24 protein-coding genes, 1 tRNA gene and 2 pseudogenes are annotated in these 26230 nt (G+C 65.5%); 9 read left to right on the top strand and 18 right to left on the bottom strand.

Annotated elements, in window-relative coordinates:
• Positions 1-187: 187 nt before the first annotated feature.
• The 3 genes and pseudogenes from D9X30_RS04560 to D9X30_RS04550 form a co-directional block, all read right to left on the bottom strand.
• Positions 188-1396: an IS4-like element ISBvi1 family transposase gene (locus tag D9X30_RS04560; RefSeq protein WP_011517431.1), complete on the bottom strand. Its 1209-nt coding sequence runs from the start codon at positions 1394-1396 to the stop codon at positions 188-190.
• 49 nt (positions 1397-1445) lie between these two features.
• Positions 1446-1891, bottom strand: a pseudogene (locus D9X30_RS04555) (transposase domain-containing protein); the annotation flags it as partial.
• Between the two features lie 60 nt (positions 1892-1951).
• Positions 1952-2014: pseudogene (locus D9X30_RS04550) on the bottom strand (phasin family protein); the annotation flags it as partial.
• Between the two features lie 466 nt (positions 2015-2480).
• Between D9X30_RS04550 and D9X30_RS04545 the strand changes: the two are divergent.
• From D9X30_RS04545 to pbpG, 4 genes are all read left to right on the top strand, one after another.
• Positions 2481-3428 (top strand): histone deacetylase family protein, encoded by a 948-nt coding sequence (locus D9X30_RS04545; protein WP_153948083.1) that lies wholly within the window; start codon positions 2481-2483, stop codon positions 3426-3428.
• A gap of 122 nt (positions 3429-3550) precedes the next feature.
• A complete protein-coding gene (locus tag D9X30_RS04540; RefSeq protein ID WP_153948084.1) occupies positions 3551-3994 on the top strand; it encodes an acyl-CoA thioesterase in 444 nt (147 codons plus the stop codon).
• A 25-nt stretch (positions 3995-4019) separates the two neighbouring features.
• Entirely contained in the window at positions 4020-4715 is a 696-nt protein-coding gene (locus D9X30_RS04535) for a nitroreductase (RefSeq protein ID WP_153948085.1), read from the top strand.
• A 295-nt stretch (positions 4716-5010) separates the two neighbouring features.
• Positions 5011-6195: a D-alanyl-D-alanine endopeptidase gene (gene pbpG / locus D9X30_RS04530; protein WP_153948086.1), complete on the top strand. Its 1185-nt coding sequence runs from the start codon at positions 5011-5013 to the stop codon at positions 6193-6195.
• A 113-nt stretch (positions 6196-6308) separates the two neighbouring features.
• Here the strand turns inward: pbpG and D9X30_RS04525 are convergent, their stop codons facing one another.
• On the bottom strand, positions 6309-7094 hold the full coding sequence (locus tag D9X30_RS04525) for an IclR family transcriptional regulator (protein ID WP_153948087.1): 786 nt from the start codon (positions 7092-7094) through the stop codon (positions 6309-6311).
• 239 nt (positions 7095-7333) lie between these two features.
• Between D9X30_RS04525 and D9X30_RS04520 the strand changes: the two genes are divergently transcribed.
• The 3 genes from D9X30_RS04520 to D9X30_RS04510 are packed head-to-tail and all read left to right on the top strand — an operon-like array spanning position 7334 to position 9771.
• On the top strand, positions 7334-8059 hold the full coding sequence (locus D9X30_RS04520; RefSeq protein ID WP_153948088.1) for a (Fe-S)-binding protein: 726 nt from the start codon (positions 7334-7336) through the stop codon (positions 8057-8059).
• A 36-nt stretch (positions 8060-8095) separates the two neighbouring features.
• Positions 8096-9508, top strand: a complete 1413-nt coding sequence (locus D9X30_RS04515; RefSeq protein ID WP_153948089.1) for a LutB/LldF family L-lactate oxidation iron-sulfur protein — start codon at positions 8096-8098, stop codon at positions 9506-9508.
• Positions 9505-9771 (top strand): hypothetical protein, encoded by a 267-nt coding sequence (locus D9X30_RS04510; RefSeq protein WP_153948090.1) that lies wholly within the window; start codon positions 9505-9507, stop codon positions 9769-9771. The genes D9X30_RS04515 and D9X30_RS04510 overlap by 4 nt, the downstream gene beginning before the upstream one ends.
• 141 nt (positions 9772-9912) lie before the next feature.
• On the opposite strand, the gene D9X30_RS04505 is transcribed toward D9X30_RS04510, so the two are convergent.
• From D9X30_RS04505 to D9X30_RS04485, 5 genes are all read right to left on the bottom strand, one after another.
• Positions 9913-10707 carry an ABC transporter ATP-binding protein gene (locus D9X30_RS04505; RefSeq protein ID WP_153948091.1) on the bottom strand — a complete coding sequence of 265 codons (795 nt, stop codon included), beginning with the start codon at positions 10705-10707 and terminating at the stop codon, positions 9913-9915.
• Position 10708: 1 nt separating this feature from the next.
• Entirely contained in the window at positions 10709-11605 is an 897-nt protein-coding gene (locus tag D9X30_RS04500; protein WP_029051252.1) for an ABC transporter permease, read from the bottom strand.
• 100 nt (positions 11606-11705) lie between these two features.
• The gene (locus D9X30_RS04495) at positions 11706-12686 is read right to left on the bottom strand and encodes an ABC transporter substrate-binding protein (protein ID WP_153948092.1); all 981 of its coding nucleotides are present in this window, start codon (positions 12684-12686) and stop codon (positions 11706-11708) included.
• Between the two features lie 376 nt (positions 12687-13062).
• Positions 13063-14097, bottom strand: a complete 1035-nt coding sequence (locus D9X30_RS04490; RefSeq protein WP_249640883.1) for a quinone-dependent dihydroorotate dehydrogenase — start codon at positions 14095-14097, stop codon at positions 13063-13065.
• A 97-nt stretch (positions 14098-14194) separates the two neighbouring features.
• On the bottom strand, positions 14195-14992 hold the full coding sequence (locus tag D9X30_RS04485; protein ID WP_153948094.1) for an arginyltransferase: 798 nt from the start codon (positions 14990-14992) through the stop codon (positions 14195-14197).
• Between the two features lie 185 nt (positions 14993-15177).
• Here D9X30_RS04485 and D9X30_RS04480 point away from each other — a divergent pair, with 185 nt between their 5' ends.
• Positions 15178-15711 (top strand): hypothetical protein, encoded by a 534-nt coding sequence (locus tag D9X30_RS04480; RefSeq protein WP_153948095.1) that lies wholly within the window; start codon positions 15178-15180, stop codon positions 15709-15711.
• 4 nt (positions 15712-15715) lie between these two features.
• Here the strand turns inward: D9X30_RS04480 and aat are convergent, their stop codons facing one another.
• From aat to D9X30_RS04435, 9 genes are all read right to left on the bottom strand, one after another.
• Positions 15716-16468 carry a leucyl/phenylalanyl-tRNA--protein transferase gene (aat, locus tag D9X30_RS04475; RefSeq protein ID WP_153948096.1) on the bottom strand — a complete coding sequence of 251 codons (753 nt, stop codon included), beginning with the start codon at positions 16466-16468 and terminating at the stop codon, positions 15716-15718.
• Between the two features lie 34 nt (positions 16469-16502).
• Positions 16503-17087 (bottom strand): NUDIX hydrolase, encoded by a 585-nt coding sequence (locus D9X30_RS04470; protein WP_153948097.1) that lies wholly within the window; start codon positions 17085-17087, stop codon positions 16503-16505.
• 218 nt (positions 17088-17305) lie between these two features.
• Positions 17306-17382: transfer RNA gene (locus D9X30_RS04465), tRNA-Met, on the bottom strand.
• Positions 17383-17520: 138 nt separating this feature from the next.
• Positions 17521-18282 carry an RES family NAD+ phosphorylase gene (locus D9X30_RS04460; protein WP_249640882.1) on the bottom strand — a complete coding sequence of 254 codons (762 nt, stop codon included), beginning with the start codon at positions 18280-18282 and terminating at the stop codon, positions 17521-17523.
• Positions 18242-18631: an MbcA/ParS/Xre antitoxin family protein gene (locus tag D9X30_RS04455; protein WP_153948099.1), complete on the bottom strand. Its 390-nt coding sequence runs from the start codon at positions 18629-18631 to the stop codon at positions 18242-18244. Before D9X30_RS04455 ends, D9X30_RS04460 begins: the two co-directional genes overlap by 41 nt.
• A 90-nt stretch (positions 18632-18721) precedes the next feature.
• Positions 18722-19981 (bottom strand): benzoyl-CoA 2,3-epoxidase subunit BoxA, encoded by a 1260-nt coding sequence (boxA, locus tag D9X30_RS04450; RefSeq protein ID WP_153948100.1) that lies wholly within the window; start codon positions 19979-19981, stop codon positions 18722-18724.
• Positions 19982-20003: 22 nt separating this feature from the next.
• Positions 20004-21428 carry a benzoyl-CoA 2,3-epoxidase subunit BoxB gene (gene boxB, locus D9X30_RS04445; RefSeq protein WP_153948101.1) on the bottom strand — a complete coding sequence of 475 codons (1425 nt, stop codon included), beginning with the start codon at positions 21426-21428 and terminating at the stop codon, positions 20004-20006.
• Positions 21429-21469: 41 nt separating this feature from the next.
• Positions 21470-23146, bottom strand: coding sequence for a 2,3-epoxybenzoyl-CoA dihydrolase (boxC, locus tag D9X30_RS04440; protein ID WP_153948102.1), 1677 nt, complete (start codon positions 23144-23146; stop codon positions 21470-21472).
• Positions 23147-23281: 135 nt separating this feature from the next.
• Positions 23282-24238 carry a helix-turn-helix transcriptional regulator gene (locus tag D9X30_RS04435; protein ID WP_153948103.1) on the bottom strand — a complete coding sequence of 319 codons (957 nt, stop codon included), beginning with the start codon at positions 24236-24238 and terminating at the stop codon, positions 23282-23284.
• A 330-nt stretch (positions 24239-24568) separates the two neighbouring features.
• Between D9X30_RS04435 and D9X30_RS04430 the strand changes: the two genes are divergently transcribed.
• A complete protein-coding gene (locus D9X30_RS04430; protein WP_153948104.1) occupies positions 24569-26212 on the top strand; it encodes a benzoate-CoA ligase family protein in 1644 nt (547 codons plus the stop codon).
• The last annotated feature ends 18 nt before the right edge of the window (positions 26213-26230 follow it).

The following is a 26230-nucleotide window of genomic DNA, read 5'->3' as shown; positions in this document are numbered from 1 at the left end:
AAATACTGTTCAGATACGAAGCACCGGCACTGGCTGATGCCGCAAATGGAGCGCTGCGCCGCGATGCCGAACATTGAAGTTGCTCATCTTGCGCTTGACGCCGCGCGGGTTCAGGCGCCCACGACTGCTCACGCAGCGCCCGCGCGCGATCTCGGCCAGCAGGGCCTCGCGCCAGGCAGGCAAACGCTCAGGGGGAAACGGCCGCAGCTTGCGGCATCTTGCGCTTGATCACGCGCACGGCGTGCATGAAGCTCAGGCGATCCGGATCGAGTTCGCGCGCCCAGGCCGCCTGCGCCATCAACTGGCGAATCGCAAAGTGCGCCAGCAGCAGCCCCCACAGCTCCTGCTGCACCAGCTCGGGCGTCTTGCTGCGCAGCACCGTGCTGTTGGCGCGCAAATGCGTCTTGAACTCATCGAACACCCCCTCGATCTCCCAGCGCTCGTGGTACAGCGCGGCCAGCTCCAGGGCCGGCGCCGCATCGGGGTCCAGGAGGTTGGTCAGCAGCCGGTAGCTGCCCTGCGCCGGCGTGGCCGAGCCCTCGAGCGCGTAGTCGATCACACGCACCGTTTGCCCTGCGCGCCGCGCGCGGTCGTCGCTGTCGAACACGCGGCTCAGGTACGAGCCATCGGGCAACATCTGCTCTACCGGCAGCTTGAGGTTGGATTTGACCCGCCAGGCCAGCTTGGCGCCCGTAGCGCAGGCGGTCTGCCAGAGCTTGAAGCCGTAGAAGTTGCGGTCGGCCAGCACCAGCATCTCGGGCGTGAGCTTGGCGGGCAGCAACTGGGCGGCCATGACCTGCTCGCTGTGGCCGTAGGGTGCGATGCCGGCTGCCACCACCGCGTGCGTGCCGCATTCCACCAGGCCCAGAACGCGCGCCTGCGGGAAGGCGCTTTGGCCGCGCGAGGCGCCCGGGTAGCCGAAGAACTTGGCGTTGGCCGCCTCGTCGGCCACGTCCATGCAGCTGCCGTCCAGGGCCATCACGCGCAATCCCCGGTACCACGCCCCTGGCGCCCCCGGCGCGGCCAGCGGGCGCAGCACCCGATCGGCCAATTGGCGCATGACCTCGGGGCCCAGCCGGCTGCGCGCCTGCGAGATCGCGGACTTGCTGGCCTGCACCGCCTCAGTGTGGCCGCCGCCGAGCCATTGCAGGCCTTCGCACACCACGCGCAGCACTTCCTCCAGCGGCGCTTCGCGCCACAGCGCCAGCGCCATCACGTAATACACCACTGCCGGCGCGGGCAGCAGCCGCTCCCGCTGGCTGGCCTTGCCGGTCTCGGCCAACACTTCTTCGATCAACGTCCGTGGACACACGCTGGCCAGCACCCCGGCGCTGATCAAATGCGCAACGTCAACTCTCGACGGCAGCGTCTTGCGTGTTCTGGCCATCACCCTCATCCATTGAAGCTTCGATGGATGAGGATTATGGCTTTAAAAATACTATCTGAACAGTATTGCAGCTGCCGTCCAGGGCCATCACGCGCAATCCCCGGTACCACGCCCCTGGCGCCCCCGGCGCGGCCAGCGGGCGCAGCACCCGATCGGCCAATTGGCGCATGACCTCGGGGCCCAGCCGGCTGCGCGCCTGCGAGATCGCGGACTTGCTGGCCTGCACCGCCTCAGTGTGCCGCCGCCGAGCCATTGCAGGCCTTCGCACACCACGCGCAGCACTTCCTCCAGCGGCGCTTCGCGCCACAGCGCCAGCGCCATCACGTAATACACCACTGCCGGCGCGGGCAGCAGCCGCTCCCGCTGGCTGGCCTTGCCGGTCTCGGCCAACACTTCTTCGATCAACGTCCGTGGACACACGCTGGCCAGCACCCCGGCGCTGATCAAATGCGCAACGTCAACTCTCGACGGCAGCGTCTTGCGTGTTCTGGCCATCACCCTCATCCATTGAAGCTTCGATGGATGAGGATTATGGCTTTAAAAATACTATCTGAACAGTATTGGACCGAACAGGGTCTCGAGGTTGGCTTTTTGTGCAGCTGCAACTTGTTCCGGGGTCAGGATCATTGCTGGTCTCCAGTGGTGAACTTCAAGGTCAAGCAAAAGTAAAATTAAGCCGCCCAGATGTCAGAGCCATGACTTCAGTGTCTGGCCAGCCCGAGCGTACCTTCGTATGTCTGTCGGCGTTTCAGAGATTCTTTCGGTCTTTGATGCGCCGCAACAATTCCAATTCTAAGCAAGACAGATTGGGTGTCAAGCGGTTTTTGTGCGGCGCACCAAAAATACTGGCAGATTGCAGCGGGGAAGGGCATCGCGGGCCACTATCCCGCCATGGGTAAGGGTTTTTCCCGATCCGGAGGGGCGCCGCGGAGGTGGTGCGATGCGAGAAAAACGGGCGTTTCACACACCTGCGTCATCGCCACGGGCCGGGCGCTGGAGACGGTGCTACCATCGCTGACTGTCCGGTCGGGAAATGACTGCAACGCGTCACTTGTCGACCATGCCTCCAGCGCCCCGACTCCCAAGCGCCCAGATGTTTGCCTTCTACGCCGACCACTTCGTCCTGCCGCTGCCCCCTGGGCATCGCTTTCCCATGCGCAAGTACAGCATGCTGCGCGATGCCGTGGTGCGCCAGGTGCCGGGGCTTGAACTGCATGAAGCACCGCGCGCGGATGACGATGCATTGGCGCTGGCCCATTCGGCCGACTACATCGCCGATGTGTCGGCAGGGCGGCTGGACCCGACGCGCCAGCGCGAAATTGGCTTCCCTTGGTCGCACGAAATGGTGGAGCGTTCGCGCCGGTCCGCCGGCGCGACGATTGCGGCGTGCCGCACCGCGCTGACGCAGGGCATCGCGGTCAACCTCGCTGGCGGCACGCACCACGCCTACGCCGACAAGGGAGGTGGCTTCTGCGTGTTCAACGACGCTGCCATCGCCGCGCGCCAGTTGCAGCGCGATGGCCACGTGCGGCGTGTGGCCGTGATCGATCTCGACGTCCACCAGGGCAACGGCACGGCGTCGATCCTGCGCGACGACCCGACTGTATTCACGCTGTCGCTCCATGGCGAGAAGAACTACCCGTTCCGCAAGGAAGCCAGCGATCTCGATGTCGGGCTGCCCGATGGCTGCGACGATGACACCTATGCCGCCGCTCTGGCCGGTGCGCTAGAAGCGCTGCAGGCGCGCTTTGCTCCCGATCTGCTGATCTACCTGGCCGGCGCGGATCCGCATGAAGACGACCGGCTGGGACGCCTGCGGCTGACAATGGCAGGCCTGGCCCGGCGCGACAGCATGGTGTTCGACTTTGCCTTGTCGCAGCGGCTGCCGATCGCCGTGGCGATGGCGGGCGGCTATGGCAACCAGATAGAAAACACCGTGGCTGTGCACACGCAAACCGTCGCGCTGGCCGCGGCGTGTCACACCCGTTACGGCGCAGGGGATGCCGGCCTTGCGTCGCCCATGTCGGCAGCGGCCGCATGACGCGCTTCTTTGCATCGCAAAAATTTGGAACCTTGTGACATACCGTGCGCTCATACGGTCCTTGCATGTGGCTGTTACGGCGCTGATCCCGTTTCGCTCAACGATGTCCCGAACCGATTCCGATGAAGCCTGAACCCGATCGCCGTAGCGCGTACGCCCACTTCCTGCCCATCACGACGCGTTGGATGGATAACGATGTGTATGGCCACGTGAACAACGTTGTCTACTACAGTTACTTTGATACCGTCGTGAATGCGTACCTGATCCGGGAAGGCGTGCTCGACATCGAAGCCGGTGCCACGATTGGCCTCGTCATCGAAACGCAGTGCAACTACTTCTCGTCGCTGAGCTTTCCCGACACGGTCGTGGCGGGCCTGCGCGTGGCGAAGCTTGGCAATTCCAGCGTCCGATACGAAGTGGGGCTGTTCCGCAACGATGAGGATGTGGCGGCGGCGCAGGGGCATTTCGTGCACGTGTACGTGGATCGCGAAACGCGCAGGCCGGTGGCGTTGCCGCCGGCGCTGCGCCAGGCATTGCAGGCGCTGGTCGTTGGCCAGCCAGAATGAACAAGACTTGAGGAGACCCCAGAGCATGTCGCACGCAGATGACGCCGCGATTGTTGATCGCGCCATCACGACACGCCGTTCGGTTCGCGCGTTCCTGGATACACCGGTGCCGCGCGAGACCATCGAGGACATTCTTGCGGTCGCCAGCCGCGCGCCGTCGGGCACGAATACGCAGCCGTGGAAGGTCTACGTACTGGCGGGCGATGCCAAGGCACGCTTCTGCGCAGATGTGCTGGCCGCTTACGACGACCCCGAGCGCGACGCCAAGTACCGCGAAGAGTATCCATACTATCCGCGCGAGTGGGTCGACCCGTACCTGTCGCGCCGCCGCAAGGTGGGCTGGGACCTGTACAGCCTGCTGGAGATCAAGCGCGAGGACAAGGCGCGCATGCATGAGCAGCACGCCCGCAACTTCCGCTTCTTCGATGCGCCGGTCGGCCTGATCTTCACGATCGACCGGATCATGGAGCAGGGCAGCTGGCTCGATTACGGCATGTTCCTGCAAAGCATCATGGTGGCTGCGCGCGCACGCGGGCTCGATACCTGCCCGCAAGCGGCGTTCACGCAGTTCCACGCAATCATCAAGCAGCACCTGTTGCTGACCGAGGAGGAAATGGTGGTGTGCGGCATGTCGCTGGGGTATGCAGACCCGGGCGCGACAGCCAATCAATTGACAACCGAACGTGAACCGGTAAGTGGGTTCGTGCGTTTCCTCTCCTGAATTGCTCTGACAGATATCAGGATTCCGCCATGCAGACCGTTATCGACAGGAGCCGGCACCATACAAGGCGTCTCGACGTGCCCCGTGGCCGACGACGACGGCGTGACGCCTGAGACTCAGCAGGTCAAAAACTGTTGTATTTGCGTTAGCAGCGATGTGATTCATCTGGCTCTTTTACCGCAATGCGGAAATGTTTGCGAATGAAACTTTAAAGAGCCGCTGTAAGTCATTAATCTTGCTAAGAATTTCTTAATTTCCTACACTAGCGCCATTCCGTATTCGCGCTGAACAGATCATGTTCCGGACCGATTCCTTCATGTCCCGACTCTTTGGCCTTCCCCAACTGACCGCTATCGCCACTTCGGCGCTGGTGTCCGTTGCCCTGCTGGCCGCGCCGGCAGCGTACGCATCGACGAAGTCGACTGCGACGAAAACTTCCTCCAAAAAGACCGAAAAGTCCGCAAAACCCATCAAAAAGGTGGCTTCTGCGAAGGCGGAGGCGTCTCCCCGAAAGGTGATTGTCGTCAGGAACGGCAAGCGCACCGTGGTCGCCAGCCATGCGGCGCCGGTGCGCGCCGCGTTCGTGCCGGCCAAACCGTCGTTGGGCGAGGCGATGGGCCTGCGCGATACCGAGGACGCGCTGTCGCTGCGTTCGTCGGTGGCGCTGGTCATGGACCAGAACACCAACGAGGTGCTGTTCCAGAAAAATCCGACCGCAGTACTGCCGATTGCCTCGATCACCAAGCTGATGACCGCGCTGGTGGTGATGGATTCGCACCTGCCGATGGATGAAATGCTGACGGTGACCGAGGACGACCGCGACAACGAGAAGCACAGCAGCTCGCGCCTGCGCTTCGGCACGACGCTGACGCGCCACGAGATGCTGCTGCTGGCGCTGATGTCTTCGGAAAACCGCGCCGCGTCGGTGCTGGGTCGCAGCTACCCGGGCGGCCTGCCGGCCTTCGTCGGGGCGATGAACAAGAAGGCGCGCGAACTGGGCATGAACGACAGCCACTTCGTCGATTCCAGCGGCCTGTCGAGCAGCAATGTGTCGAGCGCGATGGACCTGGCCCGCCTGGTCAACGCCGCTTACCGCAACCCGACCATCCGCGAATTCTCGACGCAGCCGGAACACGAGGTCAGCGTGTCGGGCCGTACGATGCACTATGTCAGCACCAACCGTCTCGTGCGTGGCGGCAGCTGGGATATCGGCTTGCAGAAGACCGGGTATATCTCCGAAGCCGGCCAGTGCCTGGTCATGCAGACGCGTGTGAACGATCGCAACGTGGTGATGGTGTTCCTGGATTCGGTGGGCAAGCTGTCGCGCTTTGCCGACGCCACGCGCGTGCGCAACTGGCTTGAGCACCAACCTCCGTCGGCAGGGGGCCAACCGCGCCCTTTCCCGTCAACGCCCAATCTTACGCAGGGTCCTAGATCCCCTGCGGCGGTCCTGGTATCGCAGCAGTCGCATGGCACCTGAGCGGTAGCCATTGCGCCATGGAAAACGCGCCGTGGGGTTCAGACCCCCGGCGCGTTCTTTTTTGCCAGGCCAACGTGGCCGTCTGGCCGTCTGGCCGGCGAGGTCGGTGCAGGTCAGGCGGCGGGCTCGGGCACGTAGCCCATGCCGCGCGAAATCTGCAGCGCGGTCTCCTTGAGATTCTGCAGCCAGCTGTCCTGCAGCCGATCGGCCGGGGCCGACAGCGACAGGCCGGCGACGAGCCGGCGGGAATCGTCATAGATGCCCGCGGCAATGCAGCGCACGCCCAGTTCCAGTTCCTCGTTGTCACGCGCATAGCCGTTCGAGCGCACCCAGCTCAGTTCGCGTTCGAGCTTGGCCAGCTCCGTGATCGAGGTGCGCGTATGGCCAGCCAGGCCGGTGCGCGTGGCATAGGTGCGCACGCGCGTGGCTTCATCGGCAGCCAGGAACAGCTTGCCTACCGATGTCAGGTGCAGCGGGGCGCGGCCGCCGATCGCGCGCACGACCTGCATGCCAGAGCGTTCGCTGTAGGCGCGTTCGATGTAGACGATCTCGTCGCCCTGGCGCACCGACAGGTTCACGGTCTGCCCCGTCACGCGGTGCAGCGCGCGCATCGGCGCCAGCGCCGCATCCCGTACCGAAAGCCGTGCCTTGACCAGGTTGCCCAGCTCCAGCAGCCGCATGCCAAGCCGGTAGCTGCCCGGATCCGACCGGTCGACAAAGCGGCACGCCACCATGTCGTTCAGGATGCGGTGCGCGGTGGACGGGTGCAGGCCGGTGGCCAGCGACAGCTCTTTGAGGCTGACGGGGTCCGCGTGCTGGGCGAGCGCGTCCAGCAGCGTCATCATGCGCTCGATCACCTGGATCGAGGTCTTGCCGGGTGACTTGTCTGCTTCTGCCATGTGGAAAAATGTTGCCGTGCGGCAAATTAAGCGTTTGCCTGATTCTATCTCGCATCGTGAAAATTTCAACAGGTGAAACGTGATTTTCGAGATTTCCCTCGATTGATGCGGCCCGGGGCCCGGCGTGGGATGAGCGGCTTTGCATCGCCAGATGAACAGGATTGCGGCGCCGGATGCCCGCAGGGGCAGGGCAAAGGGGCATAATCACGGGGTTTCCGGGTCTGGATAAAGAAAAAACCATGCGAATCGGACTGTTCGCCACCTGTCTGGTGGACCTCATGCGCCCGGAAATCGGGTTTTCGGTGCTGAAGCTGCTGGAATCGGCCGGCTACGAGGTGATGGTGCCCGAGGCGCAGACCTGCTGCGGCCAGCCCGCGTACAACTCGGGCGAGCGCGCTGTGTCGCGGGATCTGGCCGAGAAATTCCTGCGTGAATTCGAGATGTTCGACTACGTGGTGGTGCCGTCCGGCTCTTGCGGCGGCATGATCCGCCACCACTACCACGACCTGCTGCGCGACGATCCCGAGCTGAACGGCCGCTACGAGCGGCTGCGCGAACGCGTGTTCGAACTGACCGATTTCCTGGTCAACGTGGCAAAGCTCGACAAGCTCGATTCCGGCTTTGCCGGCCACATCACCTATCACGATTCGTGCTCGGGCCTGCGCGAACTGGGCGTCAAGCAGCAGCCACGCGCCTTGCTGGGCAAGCTGCCGAACGTGCAGTTGACCGAGATGAAGGACTGCGAGGCCTGCTGCGGGTTTGGCGGTACCTTCTCGGTCAAGTACGGCAATATCTCCACGGCGATCGTCGACGAGAAATGCGCCAACATCAAGGCCAGCGGCGCCGACGCGGTGGTGCTGGGCGACCTGGGCTGCATGCTCAATATCGAAGGCCGGCTGCGCCGCTCGGGCGATGCACAGACGCGCGTGCTCCATATCGCGCAGGTGCTGGCTGGCGACGCCTGACGCCTGACAGCGCGAACTTTCAGGAGAGCCCCCACGATGCAAGTGCACAGCATGGAATTCAAGGCGCGCGCCGGGCAGAAGCTGGCCGATCAGCGCCTGCAGCAGAACCTCAAGAAGCTGTCGACAAAGTTCGTGACGGCCCGTGCCGACGCCATCCGCGACATCGACTTCGATGCCACGCGGGCCGCGCTGAAAGAGCGCCGCAACCGCGCACTGGAAAATCTGGACGTCTGGCTCGCTACTTTTGAAGAAAATGCGACTAAACGCGGCGCCACGGTGCTGTTTGCCGAGACCACGGCCGACGCTGCGAGGCTGGTCGCCGAGATTGCCCAGAAGCACGGCGTGAAGAAGGTCATCAAGAGCAAGTCGATGGTGACCGAGGAAATGCGCCTGAACCAGGTGCTGGGCGAGATGGGCGTGCAGAGCATCGAGACCGACCTGGGCGAGTACATCCTGCAGATCAACGATGCCGAGCCGCCGTCGCACATCATTGCGCCGGTGATCCACAAGGACAAGGACGAGATTGCCGACCTGTTCGCCAAGGTCCACAACAAGCCGCGCCTGACCGACATGACCGAGATGACGCGCGAGGCGCGCGAAGTTCTGCGGCCCGAGTTCCTGTCCGCCGACATGGGCGTGACGGGCGGCAACTTCATCATTGCCGAGACTGGCTCGGTGGCCGTGGTCACGAACGAAGGCAACGAGGGCATGTGCACCATCATGCCGCGCGTGCACGTGGCCGTGACGGGTATCGAGAAGGTATTGCCAACGCTGGAAGACCTGGCCACCGTGATGCGGCTGCTGCCGCGCTCGGCCACCGGCCAGGCGATCTCGAACTACTTTTCGCTGCTGACAGGGCCGCGTGCCGAGGGCGAGCGCGATGGCCCCGAGCACATGTACTTCGTGCTGGTGGATGGCGGCCGTAGCGGATTGATCGGCGGAGAATTCCAGGAGATGCTGCGCTGCATCCGTTGCGGCGCGTGCATGAACCATTGCCCCGTGTACCAGAAGATCGGCGGCCATGCGTACGGCTGGGTCTATCCCGGCCCGATGGGCAGCGTCCTGACGCCGAGCTATGTCGGCCTGGCCAATGCGGTGGACCTGCCGCAGGCCGCCACGCTGTGTGGCGAATGCAACCGGGTGTGCCCGGCATCGATTCCGTTGTCCGACCTGCTGCGCAAGCTGCGCGAGAAGCAGATGGAGCGCCACCTGCGCCCGTGGCAGGAGCGCGTGGCGCTGCAGGTCTGGGGCTATGTGGCCCGGCGCCCGGACCTGTACGCCTTTGTCACCCGCATGGGGGCGCGTATGCTGTCACGCATGGGCGGCCGCAGCAAACTGATTGCCAGTCTGCCAATGGCAGGCAAGGGCTGGACCGAAACACGCGACATGCCGGCCCCGAGCGGCCGCACGTTCCGAGAGCTATACAAGGAAAGGAGGGCGCGTTCATGAGCGCCAATCAGGAAACGCTTGCCGTGATGCGGCAGGCTCTGGAGGCCCATCTGGCCGGCACGCTGCCGGCCGGTGAGCTGATCGCCCGGTGGCGCGCTGCGGCGCCGTCGCTGACGCTGCCGCCCGTGTTCGGGCAAGCCATGGAGGAATTGCTACGTCGCATGGAGATGGCGGCGGTCTTCGCGCAGGACAGCTGCTCGTTTTCGAGCACGGCGGTGACCGATCAGCTCCAACGCTGGCTGGACAAGGCCGCGACGGTTTGAATGGCTGAGTGCACGTCCCCTCTCCCACATGCAGGAGGTGATTAGGGAGAGCGTATTGAAGTTCTGCTTGCCGACCTGTGGCAGTTTGAACCGCTGACCCTCTCCCCCCGACCCCTCTCTCAATGCGGGAGGGGAGACGGCTCACCCCAGCAGCAGCGCGTCGTCATCGAGCTGCTCATGCCGCGTCTGCTCGAACATCTTGAGCAGGTCGGGCACATCTAGGCCCTTGCGCTGGTCGCCCGACACATCGAGGACCACCTGGCCCTGGTGCAGCATCACCGTGCGCTGGCCGTAGTCCAGCGCCTGGCGCATCGAGTGGGTGACCATCATCGTCGTCAGCCTGCTTTCCTCGACGATGCGCGCAGTGAGTTCCAGCACGAACGCGGCCGTCTTGGGGTCCAGCGCCGCCGTGTGCTCGTCCAGCAGCAGGATGCGCGAGGGCTGCAGTGATGCCATCAGCAGGCTCACCGCCTGGCGCTGGCCGCCCGAAAGCAGCCCAATGCGGTCGGTCAGGCGGTTTTCCAGGCCCAGGTTCAGCAGGCGCAGCTTGTCGCGGAACAGTTCGCGCGCCGTCTTGTTCAGTGCCGGACGGAAACCGCGGCGCGAGCCACGTGCCATGGCCAGCGCCATGTTTTCCTCGATCGTCAGCGCCTCGCAGGTACCGGCCATCGGATCCTGGAACACGCGGGCCACCAGGTGCGCGCGATCCCAGGCGGGCTGGCGCGTGACGTCGGTGTCGTCGATCATGATGCGGCCGCTATCGACCATCGTGTCGCCACTGACGGCGTTCAGGAAGGTCGACTTGCCGGCACCGTTGGACCCGATCACGGCCACGAACTGGCCGGCCGGGATTTCCAGGCTCAGGCCGCGCAGGGCGCGGTTTTCGATCGGCGTGCCCGGGTTGAAGGTGAGCTTCAGGTTTTCAGCGCGCAGCATATCAGGCACCTCCGTTCTTGCGGGCGAACAGCTTCTTGCGCGTCGCCGGCAGCACCAGCGCCAGCGTCACCAGCGCAGCGGTCACCAGGTTCAGATCCTGTGCCTTGAGGCCGATGAACTCGGAATTGAGCGCCAGCGCGATGAAGAAGCGGTACAGGATGGCGCCCACCACCACGGCCAGCGTCACGTACACCAGGCGTCGCGCCGGGATGATGGTTTCGCCGATGATCACCGCGGCCAGGCCGATCACGATCGTGCCGATACCCATCGAGATGTCCGATCCGCCCTGCGTCTGGGCGAACAAGGCACCGGCCAGTGCCACCAGCGCATTCGACAGCGCCATGCCGGCCAGCGTGGCGCGGCCGGTGGGCACGCCCTGGGCACGCGCCATGCGCGGATTGGCGCCGGTGGCACGCATGGCCAGGCCAAGCTGCGACGAGAAGAACCAGTCCAGCGCGAGCTTGGCGATGACCACCACCACGAACAGCACCAGCGGACGCAGCACGTAGTCGGGCATCCATTCGGGCTGCAGGATCGTGAAGATCGTCGGCTCGGTGATCAGCGGCACATTGGGGCGGCCCATGATGCGCAGGTTGACCGAGTACAGCGCGATCATCATCAGGATACTGGCCAGCAGGTCCATGATCTTCAGGCGCACGTTGAGCCAGCCGGTGATCCAGCCGGCCATGGCGCCGGCCACGATGGCGACCACCGTGGCAATGAACGGGTCCTGTCCGGCGGAGATCAGCGTGGCAGCGACGGCGCCACCGAGCGGAAAGCTGCCGTCAACGGTCAGATCGGGAAAATTGAGGATGCGGAACGAGATCAGCACCCCGAGCGCCACGAGGCTGAAGATCAGGCCGATCTCCAGGGCGCCCAGCAGGGAAAAGAGGGACATGGGGGGAAATCCTTTGCAGGCCGTCCGGCTGGCCCGGATAGGGCCATTGGGGGCGCTTCGCGCCGCGCGCCACAGGGTAGGGCGCGCGGCATCGGCGGTATTACTTGATGACGGTCTTGGCTTCCTTGACCAGGTCCGGCGACAGCGTGACGCCTTGCTTCTCGGCGGCGCCCGTATTCACGAACAGCTCGAGGTTGTCCGACGTCTGCGAGGCAATCGCGCCCGGCTTCTCGCCCTTCAGGATGCGTACCACGACCTTGCCGGTCTGATGGCCGAGGTCGCCGTAGTTGATGCCCAGCGCGGCGATGGCGCCACGCTTGACGCTATCGGTATCGGAAGCCACCAGCGGAATCTTCGATTCGTTGGCCACCTTGACCAGCGATTCGTAGGCCGACACCACGTTGTTGTCGGTGTTCGTATAGATCACGTCGACCTTGCCGATCAGGCTCTTGGCGGCCGGGCCGATATCCACCGTGCGCGGTGCGGCGGCTTCCTTCAGCGACATGCCCTGCTTGGCCAGCAGATCCTTCAGTTCCTTGACCACCACCACCGAGTTGGCTTCACCGGGGTTGTAGACCATGCCGACGGTCTTGGCCTTGGGCACCACGCGCTTGATCAGCGACACCTGCTTGTCCAGCGGCAGCTTGTCCGACACGCCGGTCACGTTGGTGCCCGTCGCGCCCCAGCTCTTCACCAGTTGCGCAGCCACCGGATCGGTCACGCCCGAGTACACCACGGGCACGGTCTTGGTGGCGGCCACCACGGCCTGGGCCGACGGCGTGGCGATGGCCACGATCGCGCTCGGCTGGTCGCCCACGAACTTGCGGGCGATCTGGGCGGCAGTGCCCGTGTTGCCCTGGGCGCTCTGGTATTCCCACTTCAGGTTCTTGTCGGCGTCGTAGCCGGCCGTCTTCAGCTCGTCGCGCACGCCATCGCGGATGGCGTCGAGCGCGGGATGGTCCACGATCGACAGGACCTTCACGGTGGCCGTCTGGGCCTGCACGGCGCCGCCGTAGAGCAGGGCCAGCGCCACTGCGCTGCCGAGGATGGACTGGGTGGTGGATGCCTTGAAACGCAGCATGTAATTGTTCTCCCCCGAGGGTTCGGTGCTTTTCAGTCAGTCAGCCGCAAACGGTACGACAGCCGTCCTGACGGGCGCCGGCAGGCCGAAAGGGCATCTGCGGGGCTGCCCGGCGGTCCATATGCGGACGCGGCGTGCCCGGCGGCAGGTACGGGCACGCGCGTGATCACAGCGGATACGACGGCGCGAAGCCTGCGAGCATACCATTTTCGGCCCCTGCTGGGTTCGCTTTTGGTGCTGCATCGCGCCATATCCTGCTGAAAAACACCTTCCAAAGAAGGGTGTGCCGCAAGATATTGCGCGAGATTGCCATTTTTCGCGTGAATGCGCCCGATGGCCGACACGGCGCGGACGCCCCGGCGATACCGTCCGCAGCCTACCGGCGCAGGGCGGCGGCGCAGTCGCGGACCAGCGTCGGGCCGCGATAAATCAGGCCGCTATAGACCTGTACCAGCTGCGCACCGGCATCGATTTTGGCGCGCGCGCCGGCGCCGTCGAAGATGCCGCCCACGCCAATAATTGGCAGATCATTGCCAACGACGCGGCGCAGTTCGCGCACCACGCGCGTCGATGCCTCGAAGACGGGACGGCCGGACAGGCCTCCGGCTTCGTCGGCATGGGGCAGGCCCTGGACGGCGTCGCGCGAGATGGTGGTGTTGGTGGCGATCACGCCGTCGATACCGTGGCGGACCAGGGCATCGCCGATATTGCGGATCTGGTCGTCGTCGAGATCGGGCGCGATCTTCAGCGCCACCGGCACGTACCGCTTGTGCTGGTCGGCCAGGCGCTGCTGGGCCGCCTTGAGCGTGGACAGCAGGCCGTCCAGCTCGCTGGCGCCCTGCAACTGGCGCAGGTTCTTGGTGTTGGGCGACGAAATGTTCACCGTCACGTAGCTGGCGTGCGGATAGACGCGCTCCAGGCAGTACAGGTAGTCATCGGCCGCGCGCTCGATCGGCGTATCGGCGTTCTTGCCGATGTTCAGGCCCAGCACGCCGCCTTCGGCCTTCCAGCGAGACGCCTGCACGTTGCGGATGAACGCATCGACGCCGCCATTGTTGAAGCCCATGCGGTTGATCAGCGCATCGGCCTGGGGCAGGCGGAACATGCGCGGACGCGGATTGCCGGCCTGGGCGCGCGGCGTGACGGTGCCCACTTCGATAAAGCCAAAGCCGAACGCCGCCAGCCCGTCGATATAGGCCCCGTCCTTGTCGAGCCCCGCGGCCAGGCCCACCGGGTTCGGAAAGCGCACGCCCATCACGGTGCGCGGGTCGTTGGCGATGCTGTTGCCGATGCAGCCGGCCAGGCCCATGCGCCTGGCGCGCATCAGGTTGTTCAGCGTGAAATGGTGGGCATCCTCCGCGTCCATGGAGAACAGGGCGGGGCGAAGCAGGGGATAGAGCGCGTTGAGCACGGATGGGGGGCGGCCGGAGCCGGAGAGGAGTCGGAATCAGGGCGGCATTGTAGCCGTTCAGGCTGCACTTGCTCCCAATTCCGGCGGGCTCGGGCGCTTATTCCTGTGCCGGGCCGGGATTGGCCGGCGATGGCGGCTCCGGCGAGGCGGGCGTGCCCGCGAACGCGTGCCACTGGTTGCCGGTCAGGACCTGCAGCGGCTGGAAGCGCGCCTTGTAGGCCATCTTGCGGCTGTCCGCAATCCAGTATCCCAGGTACAGATGCGGCAGGCCCAGCTCGCGGGTCTCGTTGATCTGCCAGAGGATGTTGTAGGTGCCATAGCTGGTGCCGGTCACCAGCGGGTCGTAGAACGTGTAGACCGACGACAGTCCATCGTCGAGCACATCGATCATGCTCACCATGCGCAGCTTGCCTGCCTCGGGCGAACCAGCCGGCTCGCGGAACTCCACCAGCCGGGAGTTGACACGGCTTTGCAGCAGGAACTGCTCGTACTGGTCGCGGCTGTCCTGGTCCATGCCGCCGCCCGCATGGCGCATCGACTGGTAGAGCAGGTACAGCGCGTAGTGTTCTTCCACATAGGTCAGCGGCGCCACCAGCGCCTGCAGGCCCTGGTGCTGCTTCCACGCGCGACGCTGGCTGCGGTCGGGCTCGAACTGGTCCACCAGCACCCGGCACGGCGTGCAGGCGCGGCATTCGTCGCAGTAGGGACGGTATGTGAAGATGCCGCTGCGGCGAAATCCGGCCCGCACCAGCCGCGAGTAGACATCGGCGTTGATCAGGTGGGCGGGGGTGGCCACCTGCGAGCGGGCCATGCGGCCTTCCAGATAGCTGCAAGCGTACGGCGCCGTCGCATAAAACTGCAGCGCGGAGAGCGGTAGTTCCTTGAGCTTGCTCATGACGTCGAATGAGGGGGCGGCGCGTCGGACGCCGGCATTGCCGGTCTGAGTGGCAGTCTATCAGAGCCCATTGGGGCACGTCTGCAAGCGGAATTGGCACGGCCGCCAGCATTTTGAGATTCCTCGCATTGTTTTCAGTGCGGCGGCTTTCTACGATGGGCTCTCTGATACTTCAGGAGCACATCATGGCATCCATGCCCTTCGAGGAAGGTTCGGCAAGGACGCAGTCCGGCGCGACGCTGGCCGCTGGCCACCTGGTCGGGCGGTGGACGCGCTACGCGGACATGGCTGCGGTGGCTGGCGTCGGTCTCGGGTTGCTCGCCGCATTGTTCGGCATCCTCGATTACCAGCGCACGGTCTACGGCGACATGTTGAAAACCGAGATTCGGGCCGTCGTGTCCACGATGTCGCAAATGGACAAGCGGCTCAGTGGCGAAATCGTGGCGCTTGACAAGAAGCTCAGCGGGGACATCGCGGGGCTGGACAGGAAGCTCAGCGGAGAAATCGTGGCGCTGGACAGGAAGCTCAGCGGGGAAGTCGCGACGCTGGACAACAAGCTGACCGGGGGATTGAAGGGCTTGGAAGCCCGCCTCGGCGACAAGATCGACGCCACGAACCGCCGCCTCGATGAAACCAATCAGCGCCTGGCCGGGCTGGAAAAGGACGTCGGCGGCATCAACGTCCGTCTGGGCCGGCTGGAAGGAAAGGCTGGCAAGTGACGGCTCATGCGGCGCCGTTACCGGTCGCGCCGGTCCAGCGGCGCAGTTCGCCCTTGTCGAAATGCCATGGCTCGATCGCGGCAGAGGCTGCCGCGGCCCGCACGTGCGCGATAAATTCGGCGCGCGGGATCGGCGCCGCGCCAAGCGATGCAAGGTGGTCGGTTTCCTGCTGGCAATCGATCATGGCCACGCCGTGGCGTTCCAGGAATGCACAGAGTGCCGCCAGCGCAATCTTCGAGGCATCGGTCCGATGCGCGAACATCGATTCCCCGTAGAACATGCGTCCCAGCGCCACGCCATACAGACCGCCCACGCGCTCGCCCTGGTACCAGGCCTCGACGGAATGCGCCAGGTCCAGCCGGTGCAGGGCGGCGTACGCGGCGATGATCTCGTTCGTGATCCATGTGCCGAGCTGGCCGTCGCGCGGCGTCATGGCGCAGGCGCGCATGACCGCCGTGAAGTTGTCGTCGACGCGGATTTCCCAGTCGGGATCGCGCAGCACGCGCCGGAGGGTCTTGCGGAACGAAGGCGAAACCTTGAGCGCGGCCGGCACCAGTACCATGCGCGGATCGGTGCTCCACCACAACACGGGCTGGCCTTCGGAATACCACGGGAAGATGCCCTGGCGATACGCCAGCAGCAGGCGTTGCGGGGTCAGGTCGCGGCTGGCCGCGAGCAGTCCGGGCGCGTCGCTGGCGGGGCCGAGCGCGCGCTCGACCGGCGGAAACGGATCCTGCGGGTCGAGCCAGGTAATCATGCCGGGAAGATGGGCGGGGCCGCCTGGGTCGCGGTTACGGTGTGACGGTGGCGCGGCTGGTAAGCGGCCGCATCGGCTTGTCGATATCGAGCGTGTGCAGACGGAAGTCGCCGGCGGCGATCCTGCCTGCTGCGCGGTCGGCAAAGAAGCAGCGCAGCGTGTGGATCACGGTCGGGAAGGCCAGGTCGTCCCAGGGCACGTCGGCTTCATCGACGAGCTTGACCTCCAGGCTTTCTTCGCCCGGGGCGATGTCCAGGTCGTTCAGTTTGGCCAGGTAGAACAGATGCACCTGATGCACATGCGGCACGTTGAGCATCGAGAAAAGCTCGCCCACTTCCACGCGTGCGCCGGCTTCTTCGAGCGTCTCGCGAGACGCGGCCTGGGCCGTAGTTTCGCCAATTTCCATGAAGCCAGCGGGCAAGGTCCAGAAGCCGTAGCGCGGCTCGATGGCGCGCTTGCAGATCAGGATCTTGTCTTCCCAGACCGGAATCGTGCCCACGACGTTGCGCGGATTGACGTAGTGGATAGTGCCGCAGTTATCGCACATGCTGCGCGGGCGGTTGTCGCCTTCGGGCACGCGCAGCACAACCGCATGACCACAGTTCGAGCAGAATTTCATGGGAGGCGTCCGGGAAGAATGGGGGCAAGTGTATCACCGCGCCGGAGACTCGCTTTGGCGGCTGTGTGATGTCCCGCCCCCAACGCGCTAATGGGGCGCCCATGGTGCACCGCGCCTGACATGCGGCATGGTCGGGGCCGGGATGCAAAACAAAAAACCCGCCGGTTTGGCGGGTTTGCTGTGTGACTGCTTGACGGTTCCGATCCATGATGATCGGTTGGTTGCGGGGGCAGGATTTGAACCTGCGACCTTCGGGTTATGAGCCCGACGAGCTGCCAGACTGCTCCACCCCGCGTCCGTCGAAGCTCTGATTATAGGTGACCTGTTTTCGCATTGCAACAGAAACTTAAAAGTTCTGCGATGGCAGCCCGTCAGGCGCATGCATGCAGCGCCCGACCTGCCTGACTATTGGAGCGTTTTCGCGGCGGGGCGTTCAGGCCGGTGGGGGATTTTCACTTGTGCGATGCGGCGGCGGCCAGCGGGTACTTTCGAATTCGAAGCTGTCGCGCTGTCGCAAGTCATCGCGTTGCCAGATCACGCGGTCGTGGCGCACCGTGAGCATCCACGTGGTGGTGGCCAGCGGTTGTGACGGGTCGAACGCGCGCGGCGTCAGCACGGCCACGCCGACACCTGGCTCGGAATCGCGCACCGACGTGTAGCGGATCAGGCCAACGCCGGCTTCCCGGGCGATGCGCGCAAAGGCCTGGCAGGGGCCGTATTCGTCCGGGTGCGTCCACTGCGCGGCGTCCTGCGCGAAGGGCAGGACGTCCAGTGCCACGCCATCGCAGCGGACACCCACCTGGAACAGCGTCTGCGCGCGCGCGTCGATGCGGGGCAGGGCCGGGCAGTCCATCACGAAGCGCCAGCGCCAGTAGCCCAGTTCGGCGCAGGCGGTACGGATCGATTCCGCGCCGTAGAACACGCCGGGGTCCTGGCCACCCCGGAAGCGCGAGCCCCATTCGGTGGTCGGATAGCGGAATGGCGTGAAGATCAGGTAATGCAGGGCGCGTGCGTCGGGTGGGACGACGGGTTTGCCGGCATCGATCACCGCTTCCAGGACGGCCTGTTCTTCGAGTGTGTCAACCAGGGGCATGGTCGAGACAACATGCTGGGCTTCAACGGCCCGCCACAGCGTGAGCGCGAACAGCTTGCGCTCAGATGCGACCGCGGGTGGCGTCCAGGTAGTGAACGACACGAACGAGGCCCTCAGTGGTGCGGATCAGCTCCAGCGGCTTGCCGCCAAGCGCGATGTTGTCGTGAGTCAGCCAGAGTCGCGCCTGCTCCTCATGGCCGAGGATGGCGTCGAGCGACCGGAACAGGCGGACGAACAGGACGGCGAATTCCCATTCCTTGCGATGCGTGTCGAGCACATAGCCGCCAGAGGCCATGCGGGATACCGACGCGGTGCTGATGCCCAGCACACTGGCGACGATGGCCTGGCTGATGCCCAGGAAGCCGGCCGCTCGCATCACTGCCTTGGTCAGCGTCACGCCAGCGTCAGGGCTGCCGGCGGGCGCAGTCTCGGGGATCTGCCTCGATTGCATCGCCTATGGTCTCCTGTTTCTTGAGAAACATTATAGGCGGCAGGTTTCAGTTGGGAAGTCGCAAATCGAGCCCGTTCCGGACACTCCCGATCAATAGGTTTCGATGTGCAGCCGGCCTTCGGCGCGCAGACGGGTCTCGACCTCGGCCCACGACAGCCCGGCCGTCGCGCATACCTCGGAAAATGCCTCGAGCACGCCTTCCTCCATGCCCTTGAGCCCGCAGATGTAGACGTAGCCATGCGGGTCGCCAAGCAGTGCGGCGACATTGGGGCCAGCGTCGCGTATCGCATCCTGCACATAGCGGCGGGGCACCTCGGGGTCGCGCGACAGCGCGAAGTGGATGTCCAGGAAATCCTTGGGCAGCTTCAGCAGCGGGCCGAAGTACGGCAGTTCGCGCCGGTTGCGGGCGCCGAAGAACAGCAGGCGGCGGCCGGCGAAGTGGCTCATGTTGCGCCGCATCCGCTCCGTCATGGCGCGCATCGGGGCCGATCCCGTCCCGGTGCAGATCATCATGACGCTGGCCTCGCGGTGGTTCGGCATCAGGAACGTGTTGCCGAACGGGCCGACGACCTGCACTGTGTCGCCCTTGCTCAGGTCGCACAGGAAATTCGAGGCCACGCCACGGACCGGATTACCGTCGTGGTCGGTGTCCACGCGCTTCACGGTCAGCGCCAGGTTGTTGTAGCCGGGGCGCTCGCCATCGCGCGGGCTGGCCACCGAGTACATGCGGATGTAATGCGGCTTGCCTGACGCATCGGTGCCAGGCGGGATGATGCCGATGGCCTGGCCTTCCAGCACCGGAAAGAACTGGTTGCCGAAGTCCAGCACGATATGGTGGATATCGCTCGACGCATCGGCCTCGGTCAACCGGTAGTTGCCGGCCACCGTGGCGGGCAAGGGTTCGCGTACCCCATGCAGGTTGACGTACGGATGGGCCGCCGACCACGGCGCCTTGGGCGAGGTATGGCGGCTGGTTTCCACGGCCTGCATCGTCACCGGCTTGCTCGATGCCGCGGCCTCGCCGATTGCCTGGTCGGCGGCTGCCGCGGCGTCGATGGCGGCGTCGATCACCGCATCGGTCAGCGGCACCTCGGCGGGCAGTTCGTCCCAGCCCAGTTGCGCCTCGATCGTGTAAGCCTGCCCCTTGAACATGGTGCGCCAGTTGTCGATGGCGCCCGTGGGGCAGGGCGACAGGCACGCCCCGCAGCCGTTGCAGACGTCGGCCTTGACCACGTAGTTGCGGTCGTCGTGGGTGATGGCATCGATCGGGCAGGTGTCTTCGCAGGTGTTGCAGCGAATGCAGATTTCCGGATCGATCAGATGTTGCTTGATGATGTCGGCGGCGCCCATGATCGTCGGTTCCTTCGCAAATTCAGTTGAAGCGGACGTATTCGAAGTCCACCGGCTGGCGGTTGATGCCGATAGCGGGAGGTGCGATCCAGTTGGCGAACTTGCCCGGCTCGACGACCCGGCCCATCAGCGACGCCACGTACCTGCGGTCCGCGTCGGTGGCCAGCCACTTGTCCTTGTTGGCGTGCCACTCGGCTTCGCCGATCACATCGCCGGTGGGCGACACATGCAGGTTCGCGAACGTGCCGATCTTGCGGTTGAACGCCTTGTGCGGCACCGTCAGCCGGAACGGGATGCCGGCTTTCTCGATCACCTTGTTCCAGCGCGCCACCCCGCCCACGGAGTCCTTGATGTAGTCGTCCCGCAGCACCTCGTTCAGCGCGTTGAGCATCGGCACCTCGCGCTCGGCCAGCTTGCCGTCCCGGACTTCCAGGATACGGTACACGTCCCCCTTGAGCACGTGATCGTCGGCGCGCTTGCCTTCCTCGAAGCGGCCCTTGAGGCCGGCGCTGTAGAACGTGGCGGCGTTGGACGACTGGTCCGCGCCGAACAGGTCGATCGTTACGCTGTAGTGGAAGTTCAGGTAACGCTGGATGGTTTCGAGGTCGATCACGCCGGCGGCGCGCACATCGGCCGGGTCCTGGATGTCGCGCTCGCGCATGACCTCGCAGGTGCGCTGGATCACGCGAGAGACGCCCGATTCACCCACGAACATGTGGTGGGCTTCCTCGGTCAGCATGAAGCGCGTGGTGCGTGCCAGCGGATCGAAGCCCGATTCGGCCAGTGCGCAAAGCTGGAATTTGCCGTCGCGGTCGGTGAAGTACGTGAACATGAAGAACGACAGCCAGTCGGGCGTGCGTTCGTTGAAGGCGCCCAGGATGCGCGGGTTGTCCTCGTCGCCGGAGCGTCGGCCCAGCAGCGCCTCGGCCTCCTCGCGGCCGTCGCGGCCGAAGTGGCGGTGCAGCAGGTACACCATGGCCCACAGGTGGCGGCCTTCCTCCACATTGACCTGGAACAGGTTGCGCAGGTCATAGAGCGATGGCGCGGTCAGGCCCAGGTGGCGCTGCTGCTCCACCGACGCGGGCTCGGTGTCGCCCTGCGTGACGATGATGCGCCGCAGGTTGGCGCGGTGCTCGCCGGGCACTTCCTGCCAGGCCGCCTCACCCTTGTGCTCGCCGAAGTGGATCTTGCGCTCGGCATCTGCCGGTTGCAGGAAGATGCCCCAGCGGTAGTCCGGCATCTTTACGTGGTCGAAGTGCGCCCAGCCCGACGGGTCCACCGACACCGCCGTGCGCAGATAGACATCGAAATTGTGCGAGCCGTCCGGACCCATGTCGCGCCACCAGTCCAGGAAGGCCGGCTGCCAGTGTTCCAGTGCGCGCTGCAGCGTGCGGTCTTCCGAAAGGTTGACGTTGTTCGGAATCTTCTGGCTGTAGTCGATGCTCATCGCGGTCTCCTTTTATCGTTGTCAGGGGTGGCGGGCGGCGCTCAGACCCGGTCCCAGTCGAAGCGTGCCTTGTTGCCGGTGCCGAAGACCTTGAGCGCCCCGTACTCGCCCACGGCGTTGGGGCGGTTGAAGATCCAGTTCTGCCAGGCCGTGAGCCGGCCGAAGATCCGCGTTTCCATGGTCTCGTGGCCCCCGAAGCGCAGGTTGGCCTCCAGGCCGGTCAGCGCATCGGGCGACAGGCTTGCGCGTTCCTCGATGGCGATGCGGATCTCGTCTTCCCAGTCGATATCGTCCAGCGCGGCCGTGACCAGCCCCAGCGCCTCGGCCGTGGGGCCGTCTAGCGGTTGGCCCGCCCGCGCGCGCACGGCTGCCAGCGCGTCGGATTCTTCGTAGAACCGCGCGGCGATGCGCGTCAACCCGTTCGGCATCGGATAACGGCCAAAATTGGCGGCGTCGGCATGCAGGTGCGGGGCCTCGCCGGGGGCATCCGGCATATGCAGCATGTAGGTGCGGTCGGCGGCCAGCGCCAGTTCCAGCAGCGTGCCGGCAAAGCACGAACCCGGTTCCACCAGTGCGAACAGGCTGCGCGAGGACACATCCAGCCGTGCCAGCGTCCGGCGCAGCATGCCGATGGTCTCGCGCACGAACCAGTGGCTGGCGTGGGCCTCCATCAGGGCATCGGCGGCCAGCACCTGCGCGGCGTCGCCCGTGGTCTTCAGGATCCACATGCCGATGTCGAGATGGTTGGCACGCAGGGTCAGGATGGCGTCGTCGAGCTCGCGGGCCATCTTCAGCGGCCACCACTGCGCGCCGGCCGCAACGATGCCCGCCACGTCCGTGGGCAGCTCGCCGGTAGGGGCGCTAACGGTGATCGTGGCGTGGCGCGCGTCGCGGTCGATGTCGACGCGCACGGTGTCATAGCGATAGCCGGTGTCGCTGGTCTGGCGCGCCAGCGGCGTCAGCGCCACGCCGGCCTCGCCGGCGGGCCGGTCGCTTTGCGCGGCCAGTGCCTGCGCGCGTTCGCGCACGTGTTCGGTGAAGCGGGCGGGCTTGACCACGTCGTCCACCAGGCGCCAGTCCTTGGCGCGCTGGCCGCGCACGCCTTCGGTGGTCAGGCAGAAGATATCGGCGTGGTCGCGGCGCACGCGGCGCTTGTCGGTCACGCGTGTCAGCCCGCCGGTGCCGGGCAACACGCCCAGCAGCGGCACTTCGGGCAGGCTCACGGCCGACGACCGGTCGTCGATCAGCACGATTTCGTCGCAGGCCAGCGCCAGTTCGTAGCCGCCGCCGGCGGTGGTGCCGTTGCAGGCCGCGATGAACCTGATGCCGGAGTGGCGGCTGGCATCCTCGATGCCGTTGCGCGTTTCGTTGGTGAATTTGCAGAAGTTCACCTTCCAGGCATGGCTGGATTTGCCCAGCATGAAGATATTGGCGCCCGAGCAGAAGATGCGGTCCTTCGCGCTGGTGAGCACCACGGTGCGGACTTCGGGATGTTCGAAGCGGATACGCTGCAGCGCGTCGTGCAGTTCAATGTCCACGCCCAGGTCGTAGGAATTGAGTTTCAGCGTGTACCCGGGCCGCAGGCCGCCTTCCTCGTCGACGTCCATGGACAGCGTCGCAATCGGGCCATCGAACGTGAGCTTCCAGTGGCGGTAGTGGTCGGGATGGCGCTCGAAGGTCACCGGGGCAGGGGCGGTCGTGGCGATATCCGTCGACATGGGGGCGTCTCCTTGATGCACTATAGTTCCGTATCGTTTGCGATGAAATATAGTGCATCGTCGCGGACGATGCAAGCCCCGCACGCGCTGGAGATCTTCCCGTTGGCCCCGGATTGTCCGGGCCGGCAGGCAGATCTAGTGGCGAAGCTGGCGCAGTTGGGCCTGGAGCGCCTGCAGCGACGACGCGGCGTCCTGGCCGCTGGTGTCGATCGACACGTCCGCGCGCGAATAGAGCGGGGTGCGCGCCTGCAGGATGCGGCGCAGGTCGGTCATGGCTTCGCGGTTGCCCTCCATGGGGCGCATGTCGCCCTGGGCGACCACGCGGGCCATATGTTCCTCGGGCGACGTCCGTACCCAGACCGTCAGGCAGCGCGACAGCAGCAGGTTGAAGGTGGCGGGCTCCGATACCAGGCTGCCCGGCGTAGCCAGCACCATCGTGTCGTGCTCGCGCAGCACACGTTCGAGTGCGCGCATTTCATAACGGCGGTAGGCCGCCTGGCCATAGAGCGAGTGGATCTCTGACAGGCTGGCGCCGGCCTCCTGCTCGATCGCCACGTTCAGTTCGACGAACGGCATGCCTTCGGCGGCCGCCAGTGCGCGGCCGATCGTTGATTTGCCGGCGCCGCGCAGCCCGATCAGCGCGATGCGGCGATGCCGCGCGTCGCGCGATTCCGCTGGCGACAGCGCATGCTGCGCCGCCTCGCGCACGCGCGCCAGGTCGCTGGCGGGCAGTTGTGCCAGCCACTGCACCAGTTGCGAGAATTCGGCGGCAGCGGGGTCGCCGTGCCCGGTGGCGTGGCCGTCCACCTCGGCCAGTACAACGGGCAGCGGTACGTCCAGCGCGCGAGCAACCTGGCGCAGCAACAGCACCGATGCATTGCCGGTGCCGGTTTCCAGATTGGCCAGGTAGCGTTCCGAGACATCGGCGCCGCGTGCCAGGTCCTTGCGCGACATCCCGCGCGCCGCGCGCAACGAACGGATGCGTTCGCCAAGCTGCGTCAGATAGGGGTCGCGCTCGCCCGTGGCGCGGGACTCCGCGCGCGGGTCGGCGCGGTCGTCAGGAGGCAGGAGCGTGTCGGGGTCGCGACGCATGCTGGTATCGAAAATGGGTCCGTTGGATCGGGCGACGCATTATACGGACACGGCATGCGTGCGAGTGCATGGTCGCTGCGGCTATATAGTGCATACCCTTGCTTGCATAATAGTCGATATGAAATAAAATGCATCGACATCACGGCGGCGCTGCGCGTGGCTGTCGGTACAAGAAGACAAACTGCTGGAAGCCATACCGGACGGCGTGCTGTGGCTGGCGACGATCCGGGTGGCCAGAGGAGTGGAGACATGACGCCCCCGATCACTAGCACCGCGGCTGCCGGCACGGCAGCGCAGGCGGTGTCCTCGGCTGTATCCCCGGCTGCATCCATGGCATCGTCTTCCGTGTCGGCTGGCGAGGCGCCCGGCTCGGCAACCGCGACGGCCGCCTTCGCCGTGACCGCGCTGCCCGCCCGCTACAACGCCGCCGACGACCTGCTCGCGCGCCACCGGCAGGCCGGGCGGGGCGGCAAGCTTGCCTATATCGACGACACCGCCACGCTCACCTTTGCCGAACTGGACGATCGCTGCCGCCGCTTTGCCGGCGCGCTGCACCGGGCCGGGTTCCGCCGCGAGGAGCGCGTCCTGCTGTGCGCGCTCGATACGATCGACTTTCCCACGGTATTTCTGGGCTGCGTGCTGGCTGGCGTGGTGCCGGTGGCCGTCAACACCCTGCTGACGGTCGACGACTACGCGTACATGCTGGCGCACAGCGGCGCCCGGGCCGTGGTGGTGTCCGCGCCGCTGCTGGGCACGATGCAGGCCGCCATCGACAAGGCCGGGCTTGCGCCCGACGTGATTGTGGCCGCGCCAGGGACGGCGCCGATGGCCGACGTACCGGGCCCCACCGTTGCCAGCATGGTGGCCAGTGCCGATCCCGCGCCCACCGTAGCCGCCACGGGCCCCGACGACATGGCGTTCTGGCTCTATTCGTCGGGCTCGACGGGCCGCCCCAAGGGCACGGTCCACACCCACGGCAACCTGTTCCACACGGCCGATCTGTACGGGCGCCGGGTGCTGGGCATCCGCGAAGACGACGTGGTGTTCTCGGCCGCCAAGCTGTTCTTTGCCTATGGGCTGGGCAATGCGCTGACGTTTCCGCTGTCGGTGGGGGCCACCACGGTGTTGATGGCCGAGCGGCCGACGCCCCAGGCGGTATTCCAGCGCCTTGTCAAGCATCGGCCGACCGTCTTCTGCGGGGTGCCGACGCTGTTCGCGGGCATGCTGGCCGCCCCCGACCTGCCGCCGCGCGCCGATGTGGCGATGCGGGTCTGCACATCGGCCGGCGAGGCGCTGCCGCGCGATATCGGCGACCGCTTCCTGGGGCATTTCGGCTGCGACATCCTCGATGGCATCGGCTCCACCGAGATGCTGCACATCTTCCTCTCGAACCGGCCGGGCGAAGTGCGCTACGGCACCACGGGCCGCCCGGTGCCGGGCTATGAACTGAAGCTGCTCGACGAGCAGGGCGAGCCGTGCGCGCCGGGCGAAATTGGAGACCTGTTTATCAAGGGACCGTCGGCCGCGCTGATGTACTGGTGCAATCGCGACAAGAGCCGCGATACCTTCGTGGGCGCCTGGACGCGCAGCGGGGACAAGTATGTCTGCGATGCCGACGGCTACTACACCTACGCGGGCCGCAGCGACGACATGCTGAAGGTCGGTGGCATCTATGTGTCGCCGTTCGAGGTGGAGGCCGTGCTGGCCCAGCATCCGGCGGTACTGGAGGCGGCCGTGATCGGCGTGCCCGATGCCGACGACCTGATCAAGCCGAAGGCCTTCGTGGTGCTGCGCCCGGGCCAGCAATGGCACGACGGCATGGCCGCCGAACTGCAGGCTTTCGTCAAGGCGAAGCTGGCGCCGTACAAGTATCCGCGGCAGATCGAATGCGTGGAGGAGTTGCCGAAGACGGCCACCGGCAAGATTCAGCGATTCCGCTTGCGCCAGCGTGAGGAAGCCGCGCGGCAGTCGTGAGGTATCGTTGACGGCGTG

Source organism: Cupriavidus sp. U2, from assembly GCF_009663685.2.
Classification (GTDB): Bacteria; Pseudomonadota; Gammaproteobacteria; order Burkholderiales; family Burkholderiaceae; genus Cupriavidus; species Cupriavidus necator_C.
Note: the sequence above shows the minus strand (reverse complement) of the source record. Positions and strands in the feature narration are given on the sequence as shown.